Annotated in this window: 19 protein-coding genes; 12 read left to right on the top strand and 7 right to left on the bottom strand. The window is 72.4% G+C overall.

The features are described 5' to 3' along the window. Positions 1–32: 32 nt before the first annotated feature. Positions 33–1,328 (bottom strand): DUF6716 putative glycosyltransferase, encoded by a 1,296-nt coding sequence (locus tag AB0L59_RS08055; protein ID WP_365580645.1) that lies wholly within the window; start codon positions 1,326–1,328, stop codon positions 33–35. Between the two features lie 106 nt (positions 1,329–1,434). Beyond that, a complete protein-coding gene (locus tag AB0L59_RS08050) occupies positions 1,435–2,265 on the bottom strand; it encodes a MaoC/PaaZ C-terminal domain-containing protein (RefSeq protein ID WP_365580643.1) in 831 nt (276 codons plus the stop codon). Between the two features lie 318 nt (positions 2,266–2,583). On the opposite strand from AB0L59_RS08050, the gene AB0L59_RS08045 reads away from it, so the two are divergent. The 4 genes from AB0L59_RS08045 to AB0L59_RS08030 all read left to right on the top strand — a co-directional run bounded on the left by AB0L59_RS08045 (position 2,584) and on the right by AB0L59_RS08030 (position 7,221). After that, positions 2,584–4,473 carry an AMP-dependent synthetase/ligase gene (locus AB0L59_RS08045; RefSeq protein ID WP_365580966.1) on the top strand — a complete coding sequence of 630 codons (1,890 nt, stop codon included), beginning with the start codon at positions 2,584–2,586 and terminating at the stop codon, positions 4,471–4,473. Positions 4,474–4,681: 208 nt separating this feature from the next. Then, positions 4,682–5,584: a LysR family transcriptional regulator gene (locus AB0L59_RS08040; RefSeq protein ID WP_365580641.1), complete on the top strand. Its 903-nt coding sequence runs from the start codon at positions 4,682–4,684 to the stop codon at positions 5,582–5,584. Between the two features lie 471 nt (positions 5,585–6,055). Then, entirely contained in the window at positions 6,056–6,823 is a 768-nt protein-coding gene (locus tag AB0L59_RS08035) for an SDR family oxidoreductase (RefSeq protein ID WP_365580639.1), read from the top strand. 26 nt (positions 6,824–6,849) lie between these two features. Next, a complete protein-coding gene (locus AB0L59_RS08030) occupies positions 6,850–7,221 on the top strand; it encodes a MerR family transcriptional regulator (protein ID WP_365580637.1) in 372 nt (123 codons plus the stop codon). A 238-nt stretch (positions 7,222–7,459) separates the two neighbouring features. Here AB0L59_RS08030 and AB0L59_RS08025 read toward each other — a convergent pair whose 3' ends face one another. Both AB0L59_RS08025 and AB0L59_RS08020 read right to left on the bottom strand, forming a co-directional pair. Beyond that, entirely contained in the window at positions 7,460–7,774 is a 315-nt protein-coding gene (locus AB0L59_RS08025) for an AzlD domain-containing protein (RefSeq protein ID WP_365580635.1), read from the bottom strand. Next, a complete protein-coding gene (locus AB0L59_RS08020) occupies positions 7,771–8,487 on the bottom strand; it encodes an AzlC family ABC transporter permease (protein ID WP_365580633.1) in 717 nt (238 codons plus the stop codon). The genes AB0L59_RS08025 and AB0L59_RS08020 overlap by 4 nt, the downstream gene beginning before the upstream one ends. 67 nt (positions 8,488–8,554) lie before the next feature. On the opposite strand from AB0L59_RS08020, the gene AB0L59_RS08015 reads away from it, so the two are divergent. Then, positions 8,555–9,130 (top strand): XRE family transcriptional regulator, encoded by a 576-nt coding sequence (locus AB0L59_RS08015; RefSeq protein WP_365580631.1) that lies wholly within the window; start codon positions 8,555–8,557, stop codon positions 9,128–9,130. A gap of 143 nt (positions 9,131–9,273) precedes the next feature. On the opposite strand, the gene AB0L59_RS08010 is transcribed toward AB0L59_RS08015, so the two are convergent. Further along, positions 9,274–9,477, bottom strand: a complete 204-nt coding sequence (locus tag AB0L59_RS08010; RefSeq protein WP_004984723.1) for a cold-shock protein — start codon at positions 9,475–9,477, stop codon at positions 9,274–9,276. Between the two features lie 297 nt (positions 9,478–9,774). Here AB0L59_RS08010 and AB0L59_RS08005 point away from each other — a divergent pair, with 297 nt between their 5' ends. From AB0L59_RS08005 to AB0L59_RS07985, 5 genes are all read left to right on the top strand, one after another. Beyond that, a complete protein-coding gene (locus AB0L59_RS08005; RefSeq protein ID WP_365580628.1) occupies positions 9,775–10,623 on the top strand; it encodes a menaquinone biosynthesis protein in 849 nt (282 codons plus the stop codon). A gap of 89 nt (positions 10,624–10,712) precedes the next feature. Beyond that, entirely contained in the window at positions 10,713–12,836 is a 2,124-nt protein-coding gene (locus tag AB0L59_RS08000; RefSeq protein WP_365580625.1) for a serine/threonine-protein kinase, read from the top strand. 124 nt (positions 12,837–12,960) lie between these two features. After that, on the top strand, positions 12,961–13,689 hold the full coding sequence (locus tag AB0L59_RS07995) for an A24 family peptidase (protein ID WP_365580622.1): 729 nt from the start codon (positions 12,961–12,963) through the stop codon (positions 13,687–13,689). 71 nt (positions 13,690–13,760) lie between these two features. Then, positions 13,761–14,975, top strand: a complete 1,215-nt coding sequence (gene mqnC, locus AB0L59_RS07990; protein ID WP_365580619.1) for a cyclic dehypoxanthinyl futalosine synthase — start codon at positions 13,761–13,763, stop codon at positions 14,973–14,975. Positions 14,976–14,982: 7 nt separating this feature from the next. Further along, the gene (locus tag AB0L59_RS07985) at positions 14,983–15,633 is read left to right on the top strand and encodes a hypothetical protein (RefSeq protein ID WP_365580616.1); all 651 of its coding nucleotides are present in this window, start codon (positions 14,983–14,985) and stop codon (positions 15,631–15,633) included. 367 nt (positions 15,634–16,000) lie between these two features. Here AB0L59_RS07985 and AB0L59_RS07980 read toward each other — a convergent pair whose 3' ends face one another. Together AB0L59_RS07980 and AB0L59_RS07975 are read right to left on the bottom strand one after the other, a co-directional pair. Beyond that, positions 16,001–16,165, bottom strand: coding sequence for a hypothetical protein (locus AB0L59_RS07980; RefSeq protein WP_365580614.1), 165 nt, complete (start codon positions 16,163–16,165; stop codon positions 16,001–16,003). Positions 16,166–16,327: 162 nt separating this feature from the next. Then, entirely contained in the window at positions 16,328–16,558 is a 231-nt protein-coding gene (locus AB0L59_RS07975) for a hypothetical protein (RefSeq protein WP_365580611.1), read from the bottom strand. 35 nt (positions 16,559–16,593) lie between these two features. Between AB0L59_RS07975 and AB0L59_RS07970 the strand changes: the two genes are divergently transcribed. Together AB0L59_RS07970 and AB0L59_RS07965 are read left to right on the top strand one after the other, a co-directional pair. Then, complete coding sequence (locus tag AB0L59_RS07970; protein WP_365580964.1) at positions 16,594–17,406, top strand: glycosyltransferase; 813 nt, start codon at positions 16,594–16,596, stop codon at positions 17,404–17,406. A gap of 23 nt (positions 17,407–17,429) precedes the next feature. Further along, positions 17,430–18,125, top strand: coding sequence for a demethylmenaquinone methyltransferase (locus AB0L59_RS07965; protein WP_365580608.1), 696 nt, complete (start codon positions 17,430–17,432; stop codon positions 18,123–18,125). Positions 18,126–18,127 lie beyond the last annotated feature (2 nt).

Raw genomic sequence — 18,127 nt, 5'->3', positions numbered from 1 at the left:
ACCGGGAAACGGCGCTCCGCCCCCTCCGGCGATCAGCCCACCGCCCCCCACTTCCGCAGAGCCGGTGCGACCCGCCGCCGTCCCACGCCGTACAGCCTCTTCGCACCCCGCCCGGCGGCCCGACGGATCACCATCCGCACGCCCCCGCCCGACGCAGGCGCCTGCGGCAACGGACGCCCGTCGAGGTCCAGCCCGTGCCGCCGCAGCGCCCCCTCCAGATAGAGCCCGGCCCGCTGCGGCGTGTAGTACGGCCGCAGCACCGGCAGCGAACCGGCCGCGCGCATGCGGGAGATCCGGGCGCGGGCCGCCCCGTAGGGGTCGGTGACCCCGATCCCCTGGGCCGCCGCCCACTCCGGCCGGACCCGCGGTAGCGAGCCCGCGTCCAGGTCGTCCCAGGAGGCGAGGCAGCCGGACTCGACGAAGTAGTGGTTGCCGTGCGCCTCGCGGACGCCGAGGTCGGTGAGGATCGCGGTGGGTATGCCGCGGTGCATGGACTCCAGGGCGGCCGTGGAGCTGACGGTGACCAGCAGGTCGGTGCGGTCCAGGACCTCGCCCATGTGGCCGTACACCAGCCGGAGGTTGGCCGGGGCGGGCTCGGCCAGCTCCTCGACGAGGTGCTGGTAGGGATCGGCCTCGGGGTGGGTGGTCTGCTCGCCGGGCAGGCTGCGCAGCTTGACCAGCACCTCGCGGTCGGGATGCAGCCGGGCATGCGCGGCGGCCCGTTCCAGCAGGTGTGTGCGGGCGGGCCGGCCCTTGGGCACCGACGGCTGGACGGCGAAGGTGAGCGTGAACGGCCGCTCGGGGGAGGGCGCGTACGGCGTGCCGTCCAGGAAGGGCAGCGCGCACTCGACCACCGAGTCCGGGTCGACCCCGACCCCGGCGAAGGCGGTGCGGAACCGCTCGGCGTCGTAGCGGGAGTTGGCGAGGACGACGTCCGTGCCGGCCCGGGTGAGGAGGCCGTCGACCAGCTTCTCGTAGACCACGCCGACGTATCCGGATACCACGAGGGGACGGTGTGCCAAGCCCTCCCAGGCACGCCCCAGGCCGTGGGTGAGGGCGAGGATCGCGCCTCCGGCGAGGGCGAGGACGAGGAGGTCGGCGCCCGCGACCTGCGGGTCGTCGGCGAGTTCGGCGGCGGAGAGCGCGCGCCGCGTGTCGGGCGCGATGCCCACCTCGGCGAGCTGGCGTTCGGTCGGCGCGGCGCGGGAGCGCAGGAAGACGGCGTCCAGGACGTGGTCCGGGGCGAGCTGCCGGGCCACGGCGGCGCCCCACTTCCAGCGGGTGTCGGAGTCCGCGACGACGGTGATGCGGCGGGGGTTGGGAGGCATGCGGCGAAGGTAAGAGCAGGGTATGAGGGTGAGCTGAGAAAGCCCTGGGAAACTCCCGCAGGTTCGCCGTCAACTCGCCATGACCGGCCGGCCGTTCACCGGGAGTTCAGTCGGAGTGCGCCTGTGGTTCTGCGGACGGCGGCCGTACTTCCCCGGACAGGTGGAGCCGGTCCCGGGCGCCTCGCAGCTCGAAGCGGCCGGAGCCGTCCGCGCCGTAGGCCACCGTGCCCGGCAGCAGCACCGGCGCCCGGAACCGGGCCCGGACCTCGGCCGCGTCGGGTGTGCCGTGCGCGGCCAGGCAGCGGGCCACCGTCCACATGCCGTGTGCGATGGCGCGGGGGAAGCCGAAGAGGCGGGCGGTGAACGGGTGCAGGTGGATGGGGTTGCGGTCGCCGGACGCGGCGGCGTACCTCCGGCCGACGTCCTCGGCGAGCCGCCACTCGGCGACGACGGGCAGCGGCGCCGGTCGCCCGTCCGGGGGTGTGGCGGGCCGGTCGGTGCGGTGCCGCGCGAGGTAGGTGCTCCGCGACTCCCATACGACCTCCCCGCCGGCCCGCATCCCGGTGACCACCGTGGCTTCGGTGCCGCGCCGATGCGGGCCCAGTCCCGCGATGCGGACGGAGAGTTCGTACTCCTCGGTCGCCGGAAGGGGGGTGCGCCGGGTGATCTCGATCGACGTGTGGACGAGTCCCAGCAATGGCAGCGGAAAGGCCCGGTCGCTCATCAGCCGCATGGCCGCCGGGAAGCCGAGGACGTGCGGGTAGGTGATCGGCAGGGCGCTGTCGCCGGTGCCGAACCCACAGACGCGCTCGTAGGCGGCCAGCCGGTCCAGGTCGACGCGCAGCCCGGGCAGCACCCGCCGCTCACGCGGGAACTCCGCCTCCGGCGAGGGCCGTTTGAACGGCGAGCGCAACACACCGCCCGTGAGATGCAGCAACGCGCCCACCATGTACCGTTTCCCCCCTGCTTACTCTGGAGTAAGGTTACCGCCGGTAAGTCTACGTGCCCCACAGCGAGAAGCCCAAAAGTGAGCCCCCGTCACATAACCCCCGAGGCTGCACACCCCCGGCCCTGGATCATCCCCGAACCCGCACAACCCCCTCACGGTGGACCCGTACGATCACCTGCCTAACCAGCGGTAACCCCTTGCTCCGTATCCATGGGGGCCCACCGCAGGTGCACAACGCCAGAGGAGCCGCCCGTGTCCACTCCCTTCCCGAACCACCCCGTCTCCTCCGGCGCCCCCGTCTCCGCCATCGACTACGACGGCCGTCCGGTCCTCGTGGAGCCCTGGGTCCAGCGGCTGGACGGCGCCGTCCGTGAGGTCTCCGTACCGCCCTTCACGCCCCCGGTGAAGCACGGCTCGCTCGCCGACCTGCCGTTCGACAACGCCGAGGCCGCCCCCGCCCAGATCGTGCTCAGCCGCCGGCTGCCCGACGGCCGCTGGGTGGACGTGACGGCCGCACATTTCGCCGAGCAGGTGCTCGCGGTGGCCAAGGGCCTGATCGCCGAGGGGCTGGTCCCGGGCGACCGCATCGCCGTCATGGCCCGTACGACCTACGAGTGGACGCTGCTCGACTTCGCCGCCTGGGCCGCCGGCCTGGTCACCGTGCCGGTCTACCCGACCTCGTCCGTCTTCCAGACCCGCTGGATCCTGCACGACTCCGGCGCGGTCGCCCTGATCACCGAGACCGCCGGGCAGGCCTCCGCCATCGGCCCCGAACTCCAGCACCTGCCCGATCTGCGCCATCTGTGGGTGATGGACAAGGACCACGTGACCCGGCTCGCCGAGGCCGGCGCCCAGGTGCCCGACGGTGAAGTCGCCGTGCGGCGCGGCATGCTGGGCCCCGACACCCTCGCCACGCTCATCTACACCTCCGGCACCACCGGCCGCCCCAAGGGCTGCGCCCTCTCGCACGGCAACTTCTTCGCCGAGGTCGACAACGCGATCGAGCTGCTCTACCCGATCTTCAAGGCCCAGGACGAGCAGCCGTCGGTCCTGCTGTTCCTGCCGATGTCCCATGTCTTCGGGCGGATGGTGGCCATCGCGTGCGTGCGGGCCCGGGTTCGCCTCGGGCACGCTCCGAGCCTGGCAGCCGAGGACCTGCTGCCGGACCTCGCCGCCTTCAAGCCGACCTGTCTGCTGACCATCCCGTACATGCTGGAGAAGATCTACAACTCGGCCCGCGCGAAGGCCGAGGCGGGCGGGCGGGCCGCGGTCTTCGACCGGGCGGCGGCCGTGGCCCGGCGCTACGGCGAGGCGCTGGAGGCCCGGCAGACCGGCACCGGCAGCGGCCCCGGCCGGTCCCTGAAGACGGCCCGCACCTTCTACGACCCGCTGGTCTACCGCAAGATCCGCTCCGCCATGGGCGGTCGCGTGCGGTACGCCATCTGCGGCGGCTCCCCGCTCGGCAGGCGCCTCGCCGCGTTCTACGCCGGCGCCGGCATCGAGATCTTCGAGGGCTACGGCCTGACCGAGACCACCGGCGCCACCACCGTCACCCCGCCGCTCAAACCCCGCCTGGGAACCGTCGGCTGGCCGCTGCCCGGCACCCGGGTGCGGATCGCCGCCGACGGGGAGATCCTCGTCTCCGGCGACCACGTCCTGCGCGGCTACTGGGATCCGCAGGCCGGCGGTGTCGTCCCCGCGACCCGGGACGGCTGGCTGGCGACCGGCGACATCGGCGAGCTGGACGACGAGGGCTATCTGACCATCACCGGCCGCAAGAAGGAGCTGCTGATCACGGCCGGCGGCAAGTCGGTGGCCCCGGCCCCGCTGGAGAACTGGCTGCGCCAGCACCCGCTGATCTCCCAGGTGATGCTAGTCGGCGACGCCCGCCCGTACGTGGCCGCCCTCATCACCCTCGACCCCGACGGGATCACCCACTGGCGGCAGATGATCGGCAAGCACCCGGTGCCGGCCGAACTGCTCATGGGGGACCCGGAGCTGCAGGCCGTCCTGCAGCGCGCGATCGACGAGGCCAACAAGCTGGTCTCGCGGCCCGAGTCCATCCGCCGCTTCACCGTCCTGCCCGTCGACTTCACCGAGGAGGCCGGCCATCTGACCCCCTCGATGAAGCTGCGCCGCGAGCAGATCACGGCCGACTTCGCGAGCGAGGTGGAGGGTCTGTACGCCGGGCGGTGACCCCGGCTGCCGCAGGCTCTCGGGCCGCGCGGGCCCGACCGGGGGTCGACACCCGCTCCTCGCTGGTCCCGCGTCGTCCGGACTCGGCGAGGCGGGGAGCGGGTTGCCGCCTGGGTCGGTCGTGGCCCGCCACCGATCTTCGTACGTCACCTGACTCTCAGTCAATCCTTGGGTTTGCTCGCTGGATCCAAGTGCTAGCTTGGGTGTTGTGACCCTGGACGACCTCCGCGTGTTCGTCGCCGTCTGCCGTGCGGGCAGCCTCAGTTCCGTCGCCCGCGACCTCGGCTGCACCCAGTCCGCCGTCAGCCAGCACGTGAAGCGGCTGGAGCGGGAGACGGGTGTCGCGCTGCTGGAACGGCAACCGCGGGGCGTCGTCCCGACCCAGGCCGGGCGCATACTCGAAGCCGCCGCGGCCGAGGGCATCCACGGCCTCGACCTGGCCGTACGGCAGCTGCGCGATCTCATCGACGGCCACAGCGGGTACGTCCGCGTCGCGACCGGGGCCACCACCGTCCGGCACTTCATGTCCGAGGCGGTGGTCACCTTCCGCCGCCGTCACCCCAAGGTCAACCTCGAGTTCCGCACGGTCAGTTCCGGGCGGGGCACCTTCGACGCGCTGGCCGACGGCACGCTCGACCTGGCCTGGATCACTGTCGGTCCGCAGGTCCGCGGCATCGACCAGCGGACGGTCGCCGAACTGCCCTGGCTGCTCGCCGTCCGCGCCGACGACCCCCTCGCGCGGCGGCCGGATCTCGACCCCGCCGAACTGCGGGACGTCCGGCTCATCCGGCTCCCCCCGAACTCCACGTCCGCCGTCCACCTGGACGCGGCCTGCGCCGAGCTGGGCGTCCGCTTCACCTACGACACGAGTGTCGCCGACTGGGACACCGCCTTGCTGCTGGCCGAGTTGGGGGTGGGCAGGGCGGTCGTACCGGCCGTACCGGGCCTTCCGGTGCCGGGGGAGGGCGAGCTGCGGCTCGTCCCGCTACGGGGGCTGCGCCCCCTGCCGGTCGGCTGGGCCGTCCGCCGCTGGGACGCCCTCAGCCCTCCGGCGCGAGCGTTCGCGGACACGGTCGCGGAGTTCCGGGCCGCGGGCGCTGCCGCGCACTGAGCGGGAGTTCCGCCCTCGCGGTCCCGCCGACCGCGTACCGCGACACGCCCCGGCGGGGTGCGGAGCCGGCTCTGGGCACTGTCGAACGAACGACAGCTCGTCAACCGCGACGACATCCCGCTCCAGGACCGCGTGGCCGCCGTCCTCGTCCTTCTCTACGCCCGGCCGCCAACACGGATCACCAGGCGGCTCCGACGACGTCCAGCACGAGGACGGCAAAGTCCTCGTCCGGCTCGGCGACCCACCGTCGTCCGTCCCCGCCCCGTTCGACGAAATGCTGCTGGACTACCTGGGCAAGCGGCCGAACACCAAGACCGCGATCAACCCCGATGCCCGATGGCTCTTCCCCGGCCGCCGGGCCGGACAAAGAGACCGGAGGAACTTGGCGTCACTGTGCCCCCGGTGACCACCAGCGGTGACTACCGCCCGTCAGGCGCTGCTTGACCTTGCCGCTGGCGGCAGGGTTACACGATGACCGGTATGAACAGCACCACAACGCAGAGCAGCAGGGTCGTCGCCGTCACCGGAGCCGGCACCGGGATCGGCCGGGCCACCGCCCGCGCCTTCGCCGCTGAGGGCGCCCACGTGGTCGCGCTCGGGCGGCGGGCCGAGCCTCTCAAGGAGACCGCCGCCAGGCACGACCGGATCACGCCGCTGGCCGCCGACATCACCGCCGAGGGCGAGCCGGACCGGATCATCCGGGCCGTGCTGGAGACACACGGCCGACTGGACGTGCTGGTCAACAACGCAGGCATCGTGCGCAGCGGCGCCCTCGGCACGCTGACGCCGGAGATGATCACAGCTCAGCTCGCCACCAACCTCGTCGCCCCCATCCTGCTGGCCCAGGCCGCGCTGCCACTCCTAGAGAAGTCGGGCGGGGTGATCGTCAATGTCAGTACGTCGGTAGGGCAGCGGGCCTGGCCCGGGAGCTCGGTCTATGCGGCTACCAAGACCGCTCTGGAACTGCTGACCCGCAGCTGGGCGGTCGAACTGGCACCTCGCGGGATCCGGGTGGTGGCGGTCGCCCCCGGCGCGATCGACACCCCCATCGGCGAGCACCAGGGCCTGACGCCGGAGCGAATGGCAGCGGTGCGGGAATGGCAACTGGCGCACACCCCACTGGCCCGGCTCGGCCGCCCCGAGGAGGTGGCCTGGGCGGTAACCCAACTTGCCGCACCGGCCGCGTCGTTCGTCACCGGAGTGGTACTCCCAGTCGACGGCGGGGCGGTCGTGGCGTGATAGGAGTAGCCCGGGAGGTGGGATGGGTGCGGATCGGCGAGCTGGCCAGGGCGACCGGGACAACTGCCCGTGCGCTGCGGCACTACGAACAGGCCGGACTGATCTCCTCGCAGCGGGCCCCCAACGGCTACCGCATCTACGACGACCGGGCGATGGTGCGGGTCCGCAATATCCGCTACCTGCTGGACGCCGGGCTCACCCTGGACGACGTGCAGGTGTTCCTGCCGTGCCTGGACGGCGATGTGGCCGCCGTACCGCCCTCGGACAAGGGCCTGCGGGTCGCGTTGGAACGGCTGGGGGTCCTCAACGAACGGATCGCTGCCCAGACCGAGGCCCGCGACCGGCTGGAAGCCGCGTTGCGACAGGCAGCCGGTGGCCGGATCCGCCCAGTGGCCTGAACGCCCGCCTCGTCGCAGAGCCGGAGGAACCTGGAGTCGCCACGCTCCCCACGGCCACTCACGGTGACCACGAGCCCTCACCGGCCAAGGTATACGCGACTATCGATTACGCGAGGTCGCCAGTTCACCCCTTCAGGCTGCTGCCGCACGCCACACCGAGCCGGAAGGCCCTCACCCGTTTCGGGATCCGTCAGCCGCGACCTGTCTCGCCTGTCCACAACCTCGCAGGACGGAACAGCTAGCCCAGCCCTGCCAGTCGGAGCAGCGCGGCCGTCGCCGCCGCGCCGACCACCACCACGGGGAACGGCGCCCGGCGCCAGGCCAGGACGCCCCCGACCAGGACCCCGGCGGGCCGGGCCCAGCCCGCGAAGCCACCGGACTCCGTCAGCGCACCGGTGGCCAGCAGGGCGACGAGCAGCACCACCGCCCCGGCCGAGGCCAGCTCCTGCACCCGGGCGGGTATCTCCACCCGCCCGTGCAGCACCGGCCCCACCAGCCGGAAGGCATACGTGCCCAGGGCCAGCGCGAGGATCACCACGACCGTGGCGTTCATGCGGCGGCCTCCCCGGGCTGTCGGCGATGCAGGAAGAGCCCGGCCAGAGCGAGCAGCACGGGCACCCCCGCGGGCACGGCGGGCGTCACCGCCAGGGCCGGCGCGGCGCCGAGCAGCGCACACCGCCGTACCGTCGCGTCCGCCCGCAGCGAGGGCAGGACCAGGGCGATCAGGACGGCGGGGAACGCGGCGTCCAGGCCGTAGCGCGCGGTGTTCCCGAGCGCGCTCCCGGCGAGCGCACCCGCCGCCACCCCGAGGTTCCACACCGCGAACAGCCCGACCCCAGAGATCCAGAACGCCCTGCGCCGGCGTAGCGGATCGGACTGGGCGAGCGCGAAGGCCACCGTCTCGTCGGTGACCAGATGCGCGCCGAGGAGACGGGCCGCGCGGCGGGTGCCGATGATCTCGGCGACGGCCAGGCTGAAGGCGGCCGTGCGGGTGTTCAGCAGCAGCCCCGTCGCCGCGGCCGCGACCGGACCGCCCCCGGCGAGCAGGACGCCGACCGCGCTGAACTGGGCCGAGCCGGCGTACACCACCAGCGACATCAGCACCGGCACCCACATCGGCAGGCCGCCCGCCACGGAGACGGCGCCGAAGGAGACGCCGACGATGCCGCTGGCGACCCAGACGAGCGAGCTGTCGCGCACCAGGGACATGTCGTCGGACGGCCGTCGCTCGTCGCGTGGTCGGGTTGTTCGCTGTGCCGAACGCATGTTTTCTACAATGGACGGAGAGTGCCTGTCCGTCAAGGCGAACGATCGTACCGATGGAGCGAACGACATGGCTGAGCCGCCTGCCCGGACCCCCGCCCGGCTCCCGCTGGAATGGATCGCCGCGTCGCTCAAGCGCGAGCGTGCCCGCACCGGGCTGTCCCTGTCCGAGCTGGCCAAACGCGCCGGCATCGCGAAGTCCACGCTCTCCCAACTGGAGGCGGCGAGCGGGAATCCGAACGTGGAGACGCTCTGGGCGCTCGCGGTCGCGCTGGGTGTGCCGTTCAGCGCGCTGGTGGAGTCGCCGGTGCCGAGCGTCCAGGTGATCCGGGCCGGGGACGGTCCGCAGGTCGCCTCGGGGCAGGCGACCTTCGTCGCCACGCTGCTGTCCGCGAGCCCGCCGGGGGCCCGCCGGGACCTCTACCGTCTGCGCGCCGAGCCCGGCGCGGCCCGCGCGTCGGAACCGCACATTCCTGGGACCGTCGAGCATCTGATCGTCGGCTCGGGCCGGGTGAAGGCTGGCCCCGCCGACGAGGAAGTGGAACTCGGCCCCGGCGATTACCTGACCTATCGGGGGGACGTCGCGCACTCGTACGAGGCACTGGAGCCCGGCACGACCTTCATCCTCGTCATGCAGCACACGTAAACGCGTGCGGGCGGGGTGCACCCGGAGAATTCGCCGAGTATTCATCGACGGTCGAGCCGGGCCGGGAAAAGGCAGGAGCCCCGTCGCCGGAACGGCGTGGGGCTCCTTGGGTACTGCTCTCAGGTTCTGCGATCAGGTGTTGGTCAGACCGGGGTGACGTTCTCCGCCTGCGGGCCCTTCGGACCCTGGGTCACGTCGAAGGACACCTGCTGGTTCTCCTCGAGGGAGCGGAAGCCGGTGGCGTTGATCGCGGAGTAGTGAACGAAGACGTCGGGGCCGCCGCCCTCCTGGGCGATGAAGCCAAAGCCCTTTTCGGCGTTGAACCACTTAACGGTTCCGGTAGCCATAAGCCCTCCTTGGGCTCAAAAGGGTTGCCCTGCTCCAGAACCTGCACGTGCGAAACGGTGCTGCGCAACTGCATAACTCTGAAAACGACGAGAGCCCGCGGTCACATGCTCCGCAGGCTCTGTACTGCAAGGGAAACCAAACTGCAACTTGCGGCGAGCCTAGCACGCGGGCAGCCGAAAGCAATAGGGGTCAAGATCACGTCACCCGGATGTTTGAACATCCACTAGGCCGTTCGACGGTATCGCGGCGGCGGGGCCGGTCCCGGCACCGTACAGCAGGGGGTCTAGTCTCGCGATGTGGACAATTCTCGCACCCGGCCGCGCGTCGGTCACATCCAGTTCCTGAACTGCCTGCCCCTGTACTGGGGGCTCGCGAGAACCGGCACCCTACTCGACTTCGAGCTCACCAAGGACACCCCGGAGAAGCTCAGCGAGCGACTGGTGCGCGGCGACCTCGACATCGGCCCCGTCACCCTGGTCGAGTTCCTGCGCAACGCCGACGACCTGGTCGCCTTCCCGGACATCGCCGTCGGCTGCGACGGCCCGGTGATGTCCTGCGTGATCGTCTCGCAGGTCCCGCTGGACCAGCTGGACGGCCGCCGGGTCGCCCTCGGCTCGACCTCCCGCACCTCCGTCCGCCTCGCCCAGCTCCTCCTCGCGGAGCGCTACGGCGTGGAGCCCGACTACTACACCTGCCCGCCCGACCTCAGCCTGATGATGCAGGAGGCGGAGGCGGCGGTGCTGATCGGCGACGCCGCGCTGCGCGCCAACCTGCTGGACGGCCCGCGCTACGGCCTCGAGGTGCACGACCTCGGCGCCCTCTGGAAGGAGTGGACCGGTCTGCCGTTCGTCTTCGCGGTCTGGGCGGCCCGCCGCGACTACGCCGACCGCGAGCCGGACATCACCCGCCAGGTCCACGAGGCCTTCCTCGAATCCCGCAACCTCTCCCTGGAGGAGGTCGCCAAGGTCGCCGAACAGGCGGCCCGCTGGGAGGCCTTCGACGAGGCGACCCTGGCCCAGTACTTCACCACCCTCGACTTCAGCTTCGGCGAGGCCCAGCTGGAGGCGGTCGCCGAGTTCGCCCGCCGCACCGGCCCCACCACCGGCTTCCCGGCCGATGTGAAGGTGGACCTGCTGCGGCACTGACCGCGCGTCACTACGCTGCTGTCCCGAGGCGTTCGCCCAGCCGTCTCGGGGTAGAGGCGTTGAGTCGGAGGCGTTGGGGGGAGCGCGGCATGCAGCCGCTGGACGTGGACGAGCCGGCCACCGTCGGGCCCTACCGGTTGCTCGGCCGGCTCGGCTCCGGTGGCATGGGCCGGGTCTACCTCGGCCGCAGCACGGGCGGCCGTACGGTCGCAGTGAAGATCGTGCACCCGCACTTCGCGCTCGACGAGGAGTTCCGCGCCCGTTTCCGCCGCGAGGTCGCGGCCGCGCGGCGGGTCGGCGGCGCCTGGACCGCGTCCGTCCTGGACGCCGACCCGGACGCCCCCGTGCCCTGGGTCGCCACCGCGTACGCCGCCGGCCCCTCCCTCAGCGCGGCCGTCACCGACACCGGCCCGCTGCCCGCGCACACCGTGCGGGCGCTGGGCGCGGGCCTCGCCGAGGCGCTCGCGGCCGTCCACGAACTGGGCCTGGTCCACCGGGACGTGAAGCCGTCCAACGTGCTGCTGACCCTGGACGGGCCGTTGCTGATCGACTTCGGTATCGCCCGGGCCATGGACGGTACGGCGTCCCTGACGTCCACCGGCGTGTCCATAGGCTCGCCCGGCTACATGGCACCCGAGCAGATCCTCGGCAAGGGCGCCACCGGCGCGGCCGACGTCTTCTCCCTCGGCGCGGTCCTCGCCTACGCGGCCAGTGGTGAACCGCCCTTCCGCGGCGACTCCTCGGCCGCGCTGCTCTACAAGGTCGTCCACGAGGAGCCCGAACTCGGCCCCCTCACCGGCGAGCTGCGGGAGGTGGCGGCGGCCTGCCTGGCCAAGGACCCGGCGGGCCGCCCCGCCCCCACCGAACTGGGCCGCCGCCTCGCCCCCCGGGGCGCCGGCCACCTGGTCACCGGCGGCTGGCTACCGGGCGCCCTGGTGGAACAGGTCAGCCGCAGCGCCGTACGCCTGCTCAACCTGGACACGGGGGAGCCGGCACGATCGGGACCGGTGGCTTTCGAGAGGGATTCGGTTTCGGGGGCGGCCGCGGGGACGGGGCCGGGCTCGTCGTCGGGTGGGGGCTCGTCGGGTGCGAGTGCGGGTGCGGGTGCGGGTGAGGGTGCGGGCGCGGATGCGGCGTCGGCTCCTGCCCCGTCCCCGTTTCCGGCCTCTGCCCCGTCCGCGCTCCGGGCCTCTGGCCCGTCCCCGTTTCCGGCCTCTGACCTGGATCGGGCCTCGGCCGCTGTTCCGCCTCCGGCCGTCACCCCTGATGCGGCCTCTGCTTCGGTCCCGCCTCCGGCCGCCGCCTCCGATCCGGCCTCTGCTTCGGTCCCGCCTCCGGCCGCCGCCTCCGATCCGGCCTCGGGCGCGGTGCCGGGCTCTGCCCCTGTCCCGGTCGACTCGAACTCGTTCGGCGGGTCCGGTGCTTTCGGGCCGCCGCCTGTGATGAACCCGCAGGGCCCCGGCCCGGCGGCCGCTTCCGCGGCGGGCGGTACGGCTGGTGCGGCCCCGGGACCCGAGGCCGGTGCGGCCGGGGTTCCCTCGGAGTCCGCGACCGGGGCGGTCGGCGCGCCGCGCGGGGCGCCGACCGTGGTGCCCGCGCAGCGAGACGCGCCGCACGGCCGGGTCTCCGTCAGCGTGGCCGCGGCCTCCGTGCCGGGGGAGGACGGCCATGGGCGCCGGCTGAGCTGCTCGGTGGTGCTTGCGGTCGCCGGGGCACTGGTCGTGGGGGCCCTGGGGCTCGCCGTGCTGCTCCGTCCCTGGTCCCAGGACCGGTACGACGGGGGCGCGGGAGGTGCCCCCTCCCACTCCCCGGCGCCCACCACGGCCTCCGGCGTGCCCACCGGCCCGGGGGACGGGCCCGGTGCGATCCCGGCCCGCTACTTCGGTACCTGGGAAGGACAGGCCACCGGCCTCGGCGGCAATCTGCCCATGGGCACCTTCCGGCTCACCGTCCACCAGGCCGCCGTCGGCCGGGAGCTGGGGCGGCTCCGGCAGACCGACCAGATCGGCGGCGTGTGCACCGACGTCCTCACCCTGAAGAAGGTCACGAGGACCCAGATCCTCGCGACCTCGGTCGGCGCCGAGGACAACCCCGGGCACTGCGTACCCACGCCGCATCAGGTCGAGTTGACCCCGGTCGGCGACGATCTGAGGTTCACGTCGGACAGTTCGGCCGAGGGCAACCCGGTGGCACGCCTGTCGAAGATCGGGTAGCGCACCCGCTGGGGTCGGTCGCCGGTGACGAACGGGCCGGAGATCTGCGCCATGCCGGCCGTCCGCGCGGGGTAAGGACCCGCCATGGTGCGATGCGGGCGACAGCGACGGGGAGCGTGACGGAGTGAGCACGAGCGTGCTGGTCCTCACCGCCGCGCTGTGGGGCGCGCTGGCGGGTGCGCTGCTGCCGCGCGCCGCCTACCGCTTCGCCGTCCCGTCCGGTGAGCCGTGGCGCGACCGGTGTCCCGGTGGCCATCGGATCCGCGGCTGGGTCGGTGGGGTGGGATGTGGTGTGTGCGGGGGAGCGGGCCGGGGCACACACATGCTCCCCACCGCCCTCTCCACCGCTCTGAGCTGCGCTGCTCTGGCCGCCGCCACCGGCACCCGGCCGGAGCTTGCGGTCTGGCTGCTGCTCGCGCCCGCCGGGGTGCTGCTGGCCGTGGTCGACCTCCGGGTGCAGCGGCTGCCCGACCCGCTGACCCTGCCCCTCGCCGCGGCCGCCCTCGCCCTGCTGGGTCTCGCCGCGCTGCTGCCCGAGCACGCCGGCCACTGGCTCACCGCGCTGTACGGGTCCCTCGCGCTCGGCGCCGGCTACTGCGCCCTGTACCTCGTCAATCCCTCCGGCATGGGCTTCGGCGACGTGAAACTGGCCGTCGGCATGGGTGCCGTCCTCGGCTGGTACGGCTGGTCCACGCTCCTGCTCGGCGCCTTCGCCGGCTTCCTGCTCGGCGCGCTGTACGGCGGGGCCCTCGTCGTCGTACGGCGCGCGGGCCGCAGGACGGCGATCCCGTTCGGGCCGTTCCTGCTGGCCGGGGCCTTCGCCGGGCTGCTGATCGGCGCGTACGCGGCCTGACGTCTTTACGGTGAAAGCGCTGGCGTAGGCTGGTTCGGTCCGTCCATACCCCTTGACGAAAGGGACGCCCGGTGACCGAGAAGGCCGACCTCGCTTCTTTTGATGTCACAGCCGTGCTCGACCGAGCCGCAGCGGGCGGACGCATCACGCCCGAGGAGGCGCTCGTCCTCTACCGCGACGCCCCGCTGCACGCGCTCGGCGCCACCGCCGACGCCGTGCGCCGCCGCAAGTACGCGGGCATCGAGCACATCGCCACGTACATCATCGAGCGGAACATCAACTACACGAACGTGTGCGTCACGGCGTGCAAGTTCTGCGCCTTCTACGCGGCCCCCAAGGACAAGGACAAGGGCTGGACCCGTGACCTCGACGACATCCTGCGCCGCTGCGCGGAGACCGTCGAACTCGGCGGCACCCAGATCATGTTCCAGGGCGGCCACCACCCGGACTACGGCGTCGAGTACTACGAGCAGCACTTCAAGGCCATCAAGGACGCCTTCCCCCAGCTGGTCATCCACTCTCTGGGCGCGTCCGAGGTCGAGCACATGGCCCGGATCAGCGGTGTGTCGGTCGAGGAGGCCATCACCCGCATCCACGAGGCCGGCCTGGACTCTTTCGCCGGCGCCGGCGCGGAACTGCTCCCCGAGCGCCCCCGCAAGGCCATCGCGCCCCTGAAGGAGTCCGGCGAGCGCTGGCTGGAGATCATGGAGACCGCGCACAAGCTGGGCGTGGAGTCCACTTCCACGATGCTGATGGGCACGGGCGAGACGAACGCCGAGCGTATCGAGCACCTGCGGATGATCCGGGACGTACAGGACCGTACGGGGGGCTTCCGCGCGTTCATCCCGTACACCTACCAGCCCGAGAACAACCACCTGAAGGGCCGCACCCAGGCCACCCTCTTCGAGTACCTGCGGATGATCGCGATCGCCCGCATCTTCCTCGACAACGTCCGGCACATCCAGGGCTCCTGGCTCACCACGGGCAAGGAGGTCGGCCAGCTGTCGCTGCACTACGGCGCCGACGACCTCGGCTCGATCATGCTGGAGGAGAACGTGGTCTCCTCCGCCGGCGCCAAGCACCGCTCCAACCGCCTGGAGATCATCGACCTGATCCGCAAGGCGGGCCGGGTCCCGGCGCAGCGCTCGACGACGTACGAGCACCTCGTCGTCCACGACGACCCGGCGAACGACCCCCTCGACGACCGCGTGGTGTCCCACATCTCCTCCACGGCCATCGAGGGCGGCACGGCCCACCCCGAGCTGAAACTGCTGGCGTCCAACTGAGCGCGCGTTGCTGACGATCCACACCGCGGACCTGCTCCTCACCGGCGATCCGCGGTGGTCGCCGATGCCCGGGGGCGCGATCCTCGTCGAGGGCGGGCTGATCGCCTCCGTCGGCCCGTACGAGGAACTGGCCGCCGCCCGCCCCTCGGCCCGGGTGCGTCGCTGGCCCGGGCTCATCGCACCGGGCCTGCTCAACCCGTACGGGCCCGAACTCCTCGAGCAGGCCTACCATCCCGACCCGCGCGAGGCCGCCGAACTCGGCACCGAGCCGCTCACGGGCGAGGCGCCGGCCACCGTCGGCATGACCGACGCCCGCTGGGGCGCGAGCGCCCGGCGCGGGGCCCAACGGATGCTCGCGCACGGCACGGTGGCGGTCGCCGGGACGCTCTCGCGGCCGTCGGTGCTGGACGCCGTGCACCGGTCCGGGCTGACCGTCGAGGAACGGTTCGAGGCCCCTGCGGGACCGCCGACCCTCGACCCGCTGGCCGGGCACCGCCCTCTGGCCGAGGCGATCCTCATGCCGCTGCTGCCGCACGAGGGCACGACCGCGACCTTCGCCGTCTTCGACGCCCCCGACGAGACCACCCTCATCGCCCGGGGAGCAGGCACATGCGTGGCGACGGTGGTGGAGGGCCGCCTGGTGTTCCGCCGCCGTTGAGCCCTGCCCCCGAACGCCTCGCCGAAGGCCCCGGGATGCCGGCTCACCCCGCTGCAGTCGGTCGCCGCGTCGTCCTGGCAACGCCGGCGCCGGTCAGGGCCCCGGCGGCGCACACCCGCAGGACGGCGTCGGCCGCCAGGCGGACCTGCCCCAGGGCACCCCGTCCCCGTCCGTGTCCGTGTCCGCCCCGGCATCCGCCTCCGCGGGCGCCAACTGACCGGGGCGCGGCGCACGTCCTGACCACTCCGACGTCCTCGCGCGGCCGCAGGCGCGCACCCACCCGCCTGTTCCGCGCGCCGTACTCCTCCGAGACGGACGCCATCGACAACTACAGCTGGCCCGTCTACCAGAAGCTCGGCAAGGACGGCTACACCAGCGTCTTCGTCGACACCGACAGCGACGACTGGAAGCAGCCCGGAGTGCCGGACATCGTCAAGTGGGCGACACCGAGGGGCACCGAGGGCGCCGCCGTCCTCTTCCACGACGCGGGCGGCGACCGGTCGCAGACGATCAAGGCGCTGCCGGAGTACATCGAGCGGATGCGGGCGAAGGGCTACACCTTCACCACCGTCAGCGGCGTCCTGGAGCGGCCACGCGCCACGGAACGGCAGCAGGTGATGCCCGCTCCCGGTACGACGCCGAAGCGGCAGGGCAACCTCCAGGCCGCCCACCACAAGGCCACCGGCACGACCCTCTACGAGGGCAAGGCGCTCATCGCGGCCGTCGCCGTCGCCGAGTGGACGCTGCCGGTGCTGTCCGTCGGGCTGGTGATCGTGGGCGCGGCCGTCATGGGCCGCTTCGGGATGATGGTGATCCTCGCCCGCCGCCACCACAGACGGCGCAACAGACGCAGATTCAGCTGGGGGCCGCCGGTCAACCGGCCGGTGAGCGTGATCGTCCCGGCGTACAACGAGAAGGAATGCATCGCCAACACGCTGCAGTCGCTGGCGCAGAGCACCCATCCGACGAGATCATCGTGGTCGACGACGGCTCGACCGACGGACGTCCGAGATCGCGCGCGAGGCGGCCGAGTCGCTCGGCATGACGAACGTGCGGGTGCTCCGTCAGGAGAACGCGGGCAAGCCGGCGGCCCTGAACAACGGCGTCCGGAGCGCCTCGTACGACCTCGTCGTGATGATGGACGGCGACACCGTCTTCGAACCGGACACCGTACGGCAGCTGGTGCAGCTCCTCGTGCTGAACTTCCTCTGGTCGGGCCCGGACAACCGCTTCGGCAGCGCTCTGTGGGACCTGTCGACGTACCTCTTCTGCTGGCTCCTCGGCTTCGCCCACCACGACGGCGTGCTCCAGCGGACGAGACCGGCCCTGGTGGCCCTTCTCTCCCTCGCGGCGATGGGCTGCGGCGCCTGGTACGCCTTCTCGCACCAGGCCGACTTCGGCACCTACGACCTCGACGAGAACCCCCTCGCCCAGGCCTTCTGGTCGGCCGGCTTCGTGACGCTGCTGATGTGGGCGAAGGCGTACTTCCGGATCGACTTCGCCCGGCTGACCCGGTTCCGGCGCCTCGACCGGACCGTCACCGTCTTCAACGCGCGGGCGGTGACGATCTACCTCTGGCACGAGATCGCCCCGGTCCTCGCCGTCCCGCTGATCGACCGGTTCTGGAACGTGCCCGCCTTCGAGAAGTACCTGCCCCTGGACAGCCAGTGGTTCTTGTTCGGCATCGGCTGGATCCTGATCGCCCTCTTCGTCCTGCTCTGCGGCTGGGTGGGGGACGTCGCGGCACGCAGGAAGCCGAGGCTCCTGCCGTGACAGGGGGCTGCAACAATGGGCGGGTGACCCGCGCTTCCCTGAACAAGCAGCCGCACGAAGTCGCCTCGATGTTCGACGACGTGGCGGAACGGTACGACCTGACGAACGACGTGCTGTCGCTCGGCCAGGACCGGCGCTGGCGCAAGGAGGTGGCGAAGGCGGTCGACGCGCGCCCCGCGCAGAAGGTCCTCGACCTGGCGGCCGGTACGGCCACCTCCTCCCTGCCCTTCGCCCGCACGGGCGCGTACGTCGTCCCCTGCGACTTCTCGACCGGAATGCTCCAGGTCGGCAAGAAGAGGCACACCTGGCTGCCGTTCACGGCCGGCGACGCGACGCGGCTGCCGTTCAAGGACGACACCTTCGACGCCGTGACGATCTCCTTCGGGCTGCGCAACGTGCAGGACTTCGACGCGGCGCTCAGGGAGATGTACCGGGTGACCCGGCCCGGCGGGCGCGTGGTGATCTGCGAGTTCTCGCACCCGACCTGGGCGCCGTTCCGCACCGTCTACACCGAGTACCTGATGCGGGCGCTGCCGCCGGTCGCGCGCGCGGTCTCCTCGAACCCGGACGCCTACGTCTACCTCGCCGAGTCCATCCGTGCCTGGCCCGACCAGCCCGCCCTGGCCGAGCGGCTGCGCAAGGCGGGCTGGTCGAAGGTGGCCTGGCGCAACCTCACCGGCGGTGTGGTCGCGCTGCACCGGGGTTTCAAGGAGAGCTGAGC

The organism is Streptomyces sp. NPDC052109 (assembly GCF_040680195.1).
GTDB lineage: Bacteria > Actinomycetota > Actinomycetes > Streptomycetales > Streptomycetaceae > Streptomyces.
Note: the sequence above shows the minus strand (reverse complement) of the source record. Positions and strands in the feature narration are given on the sequence as shown.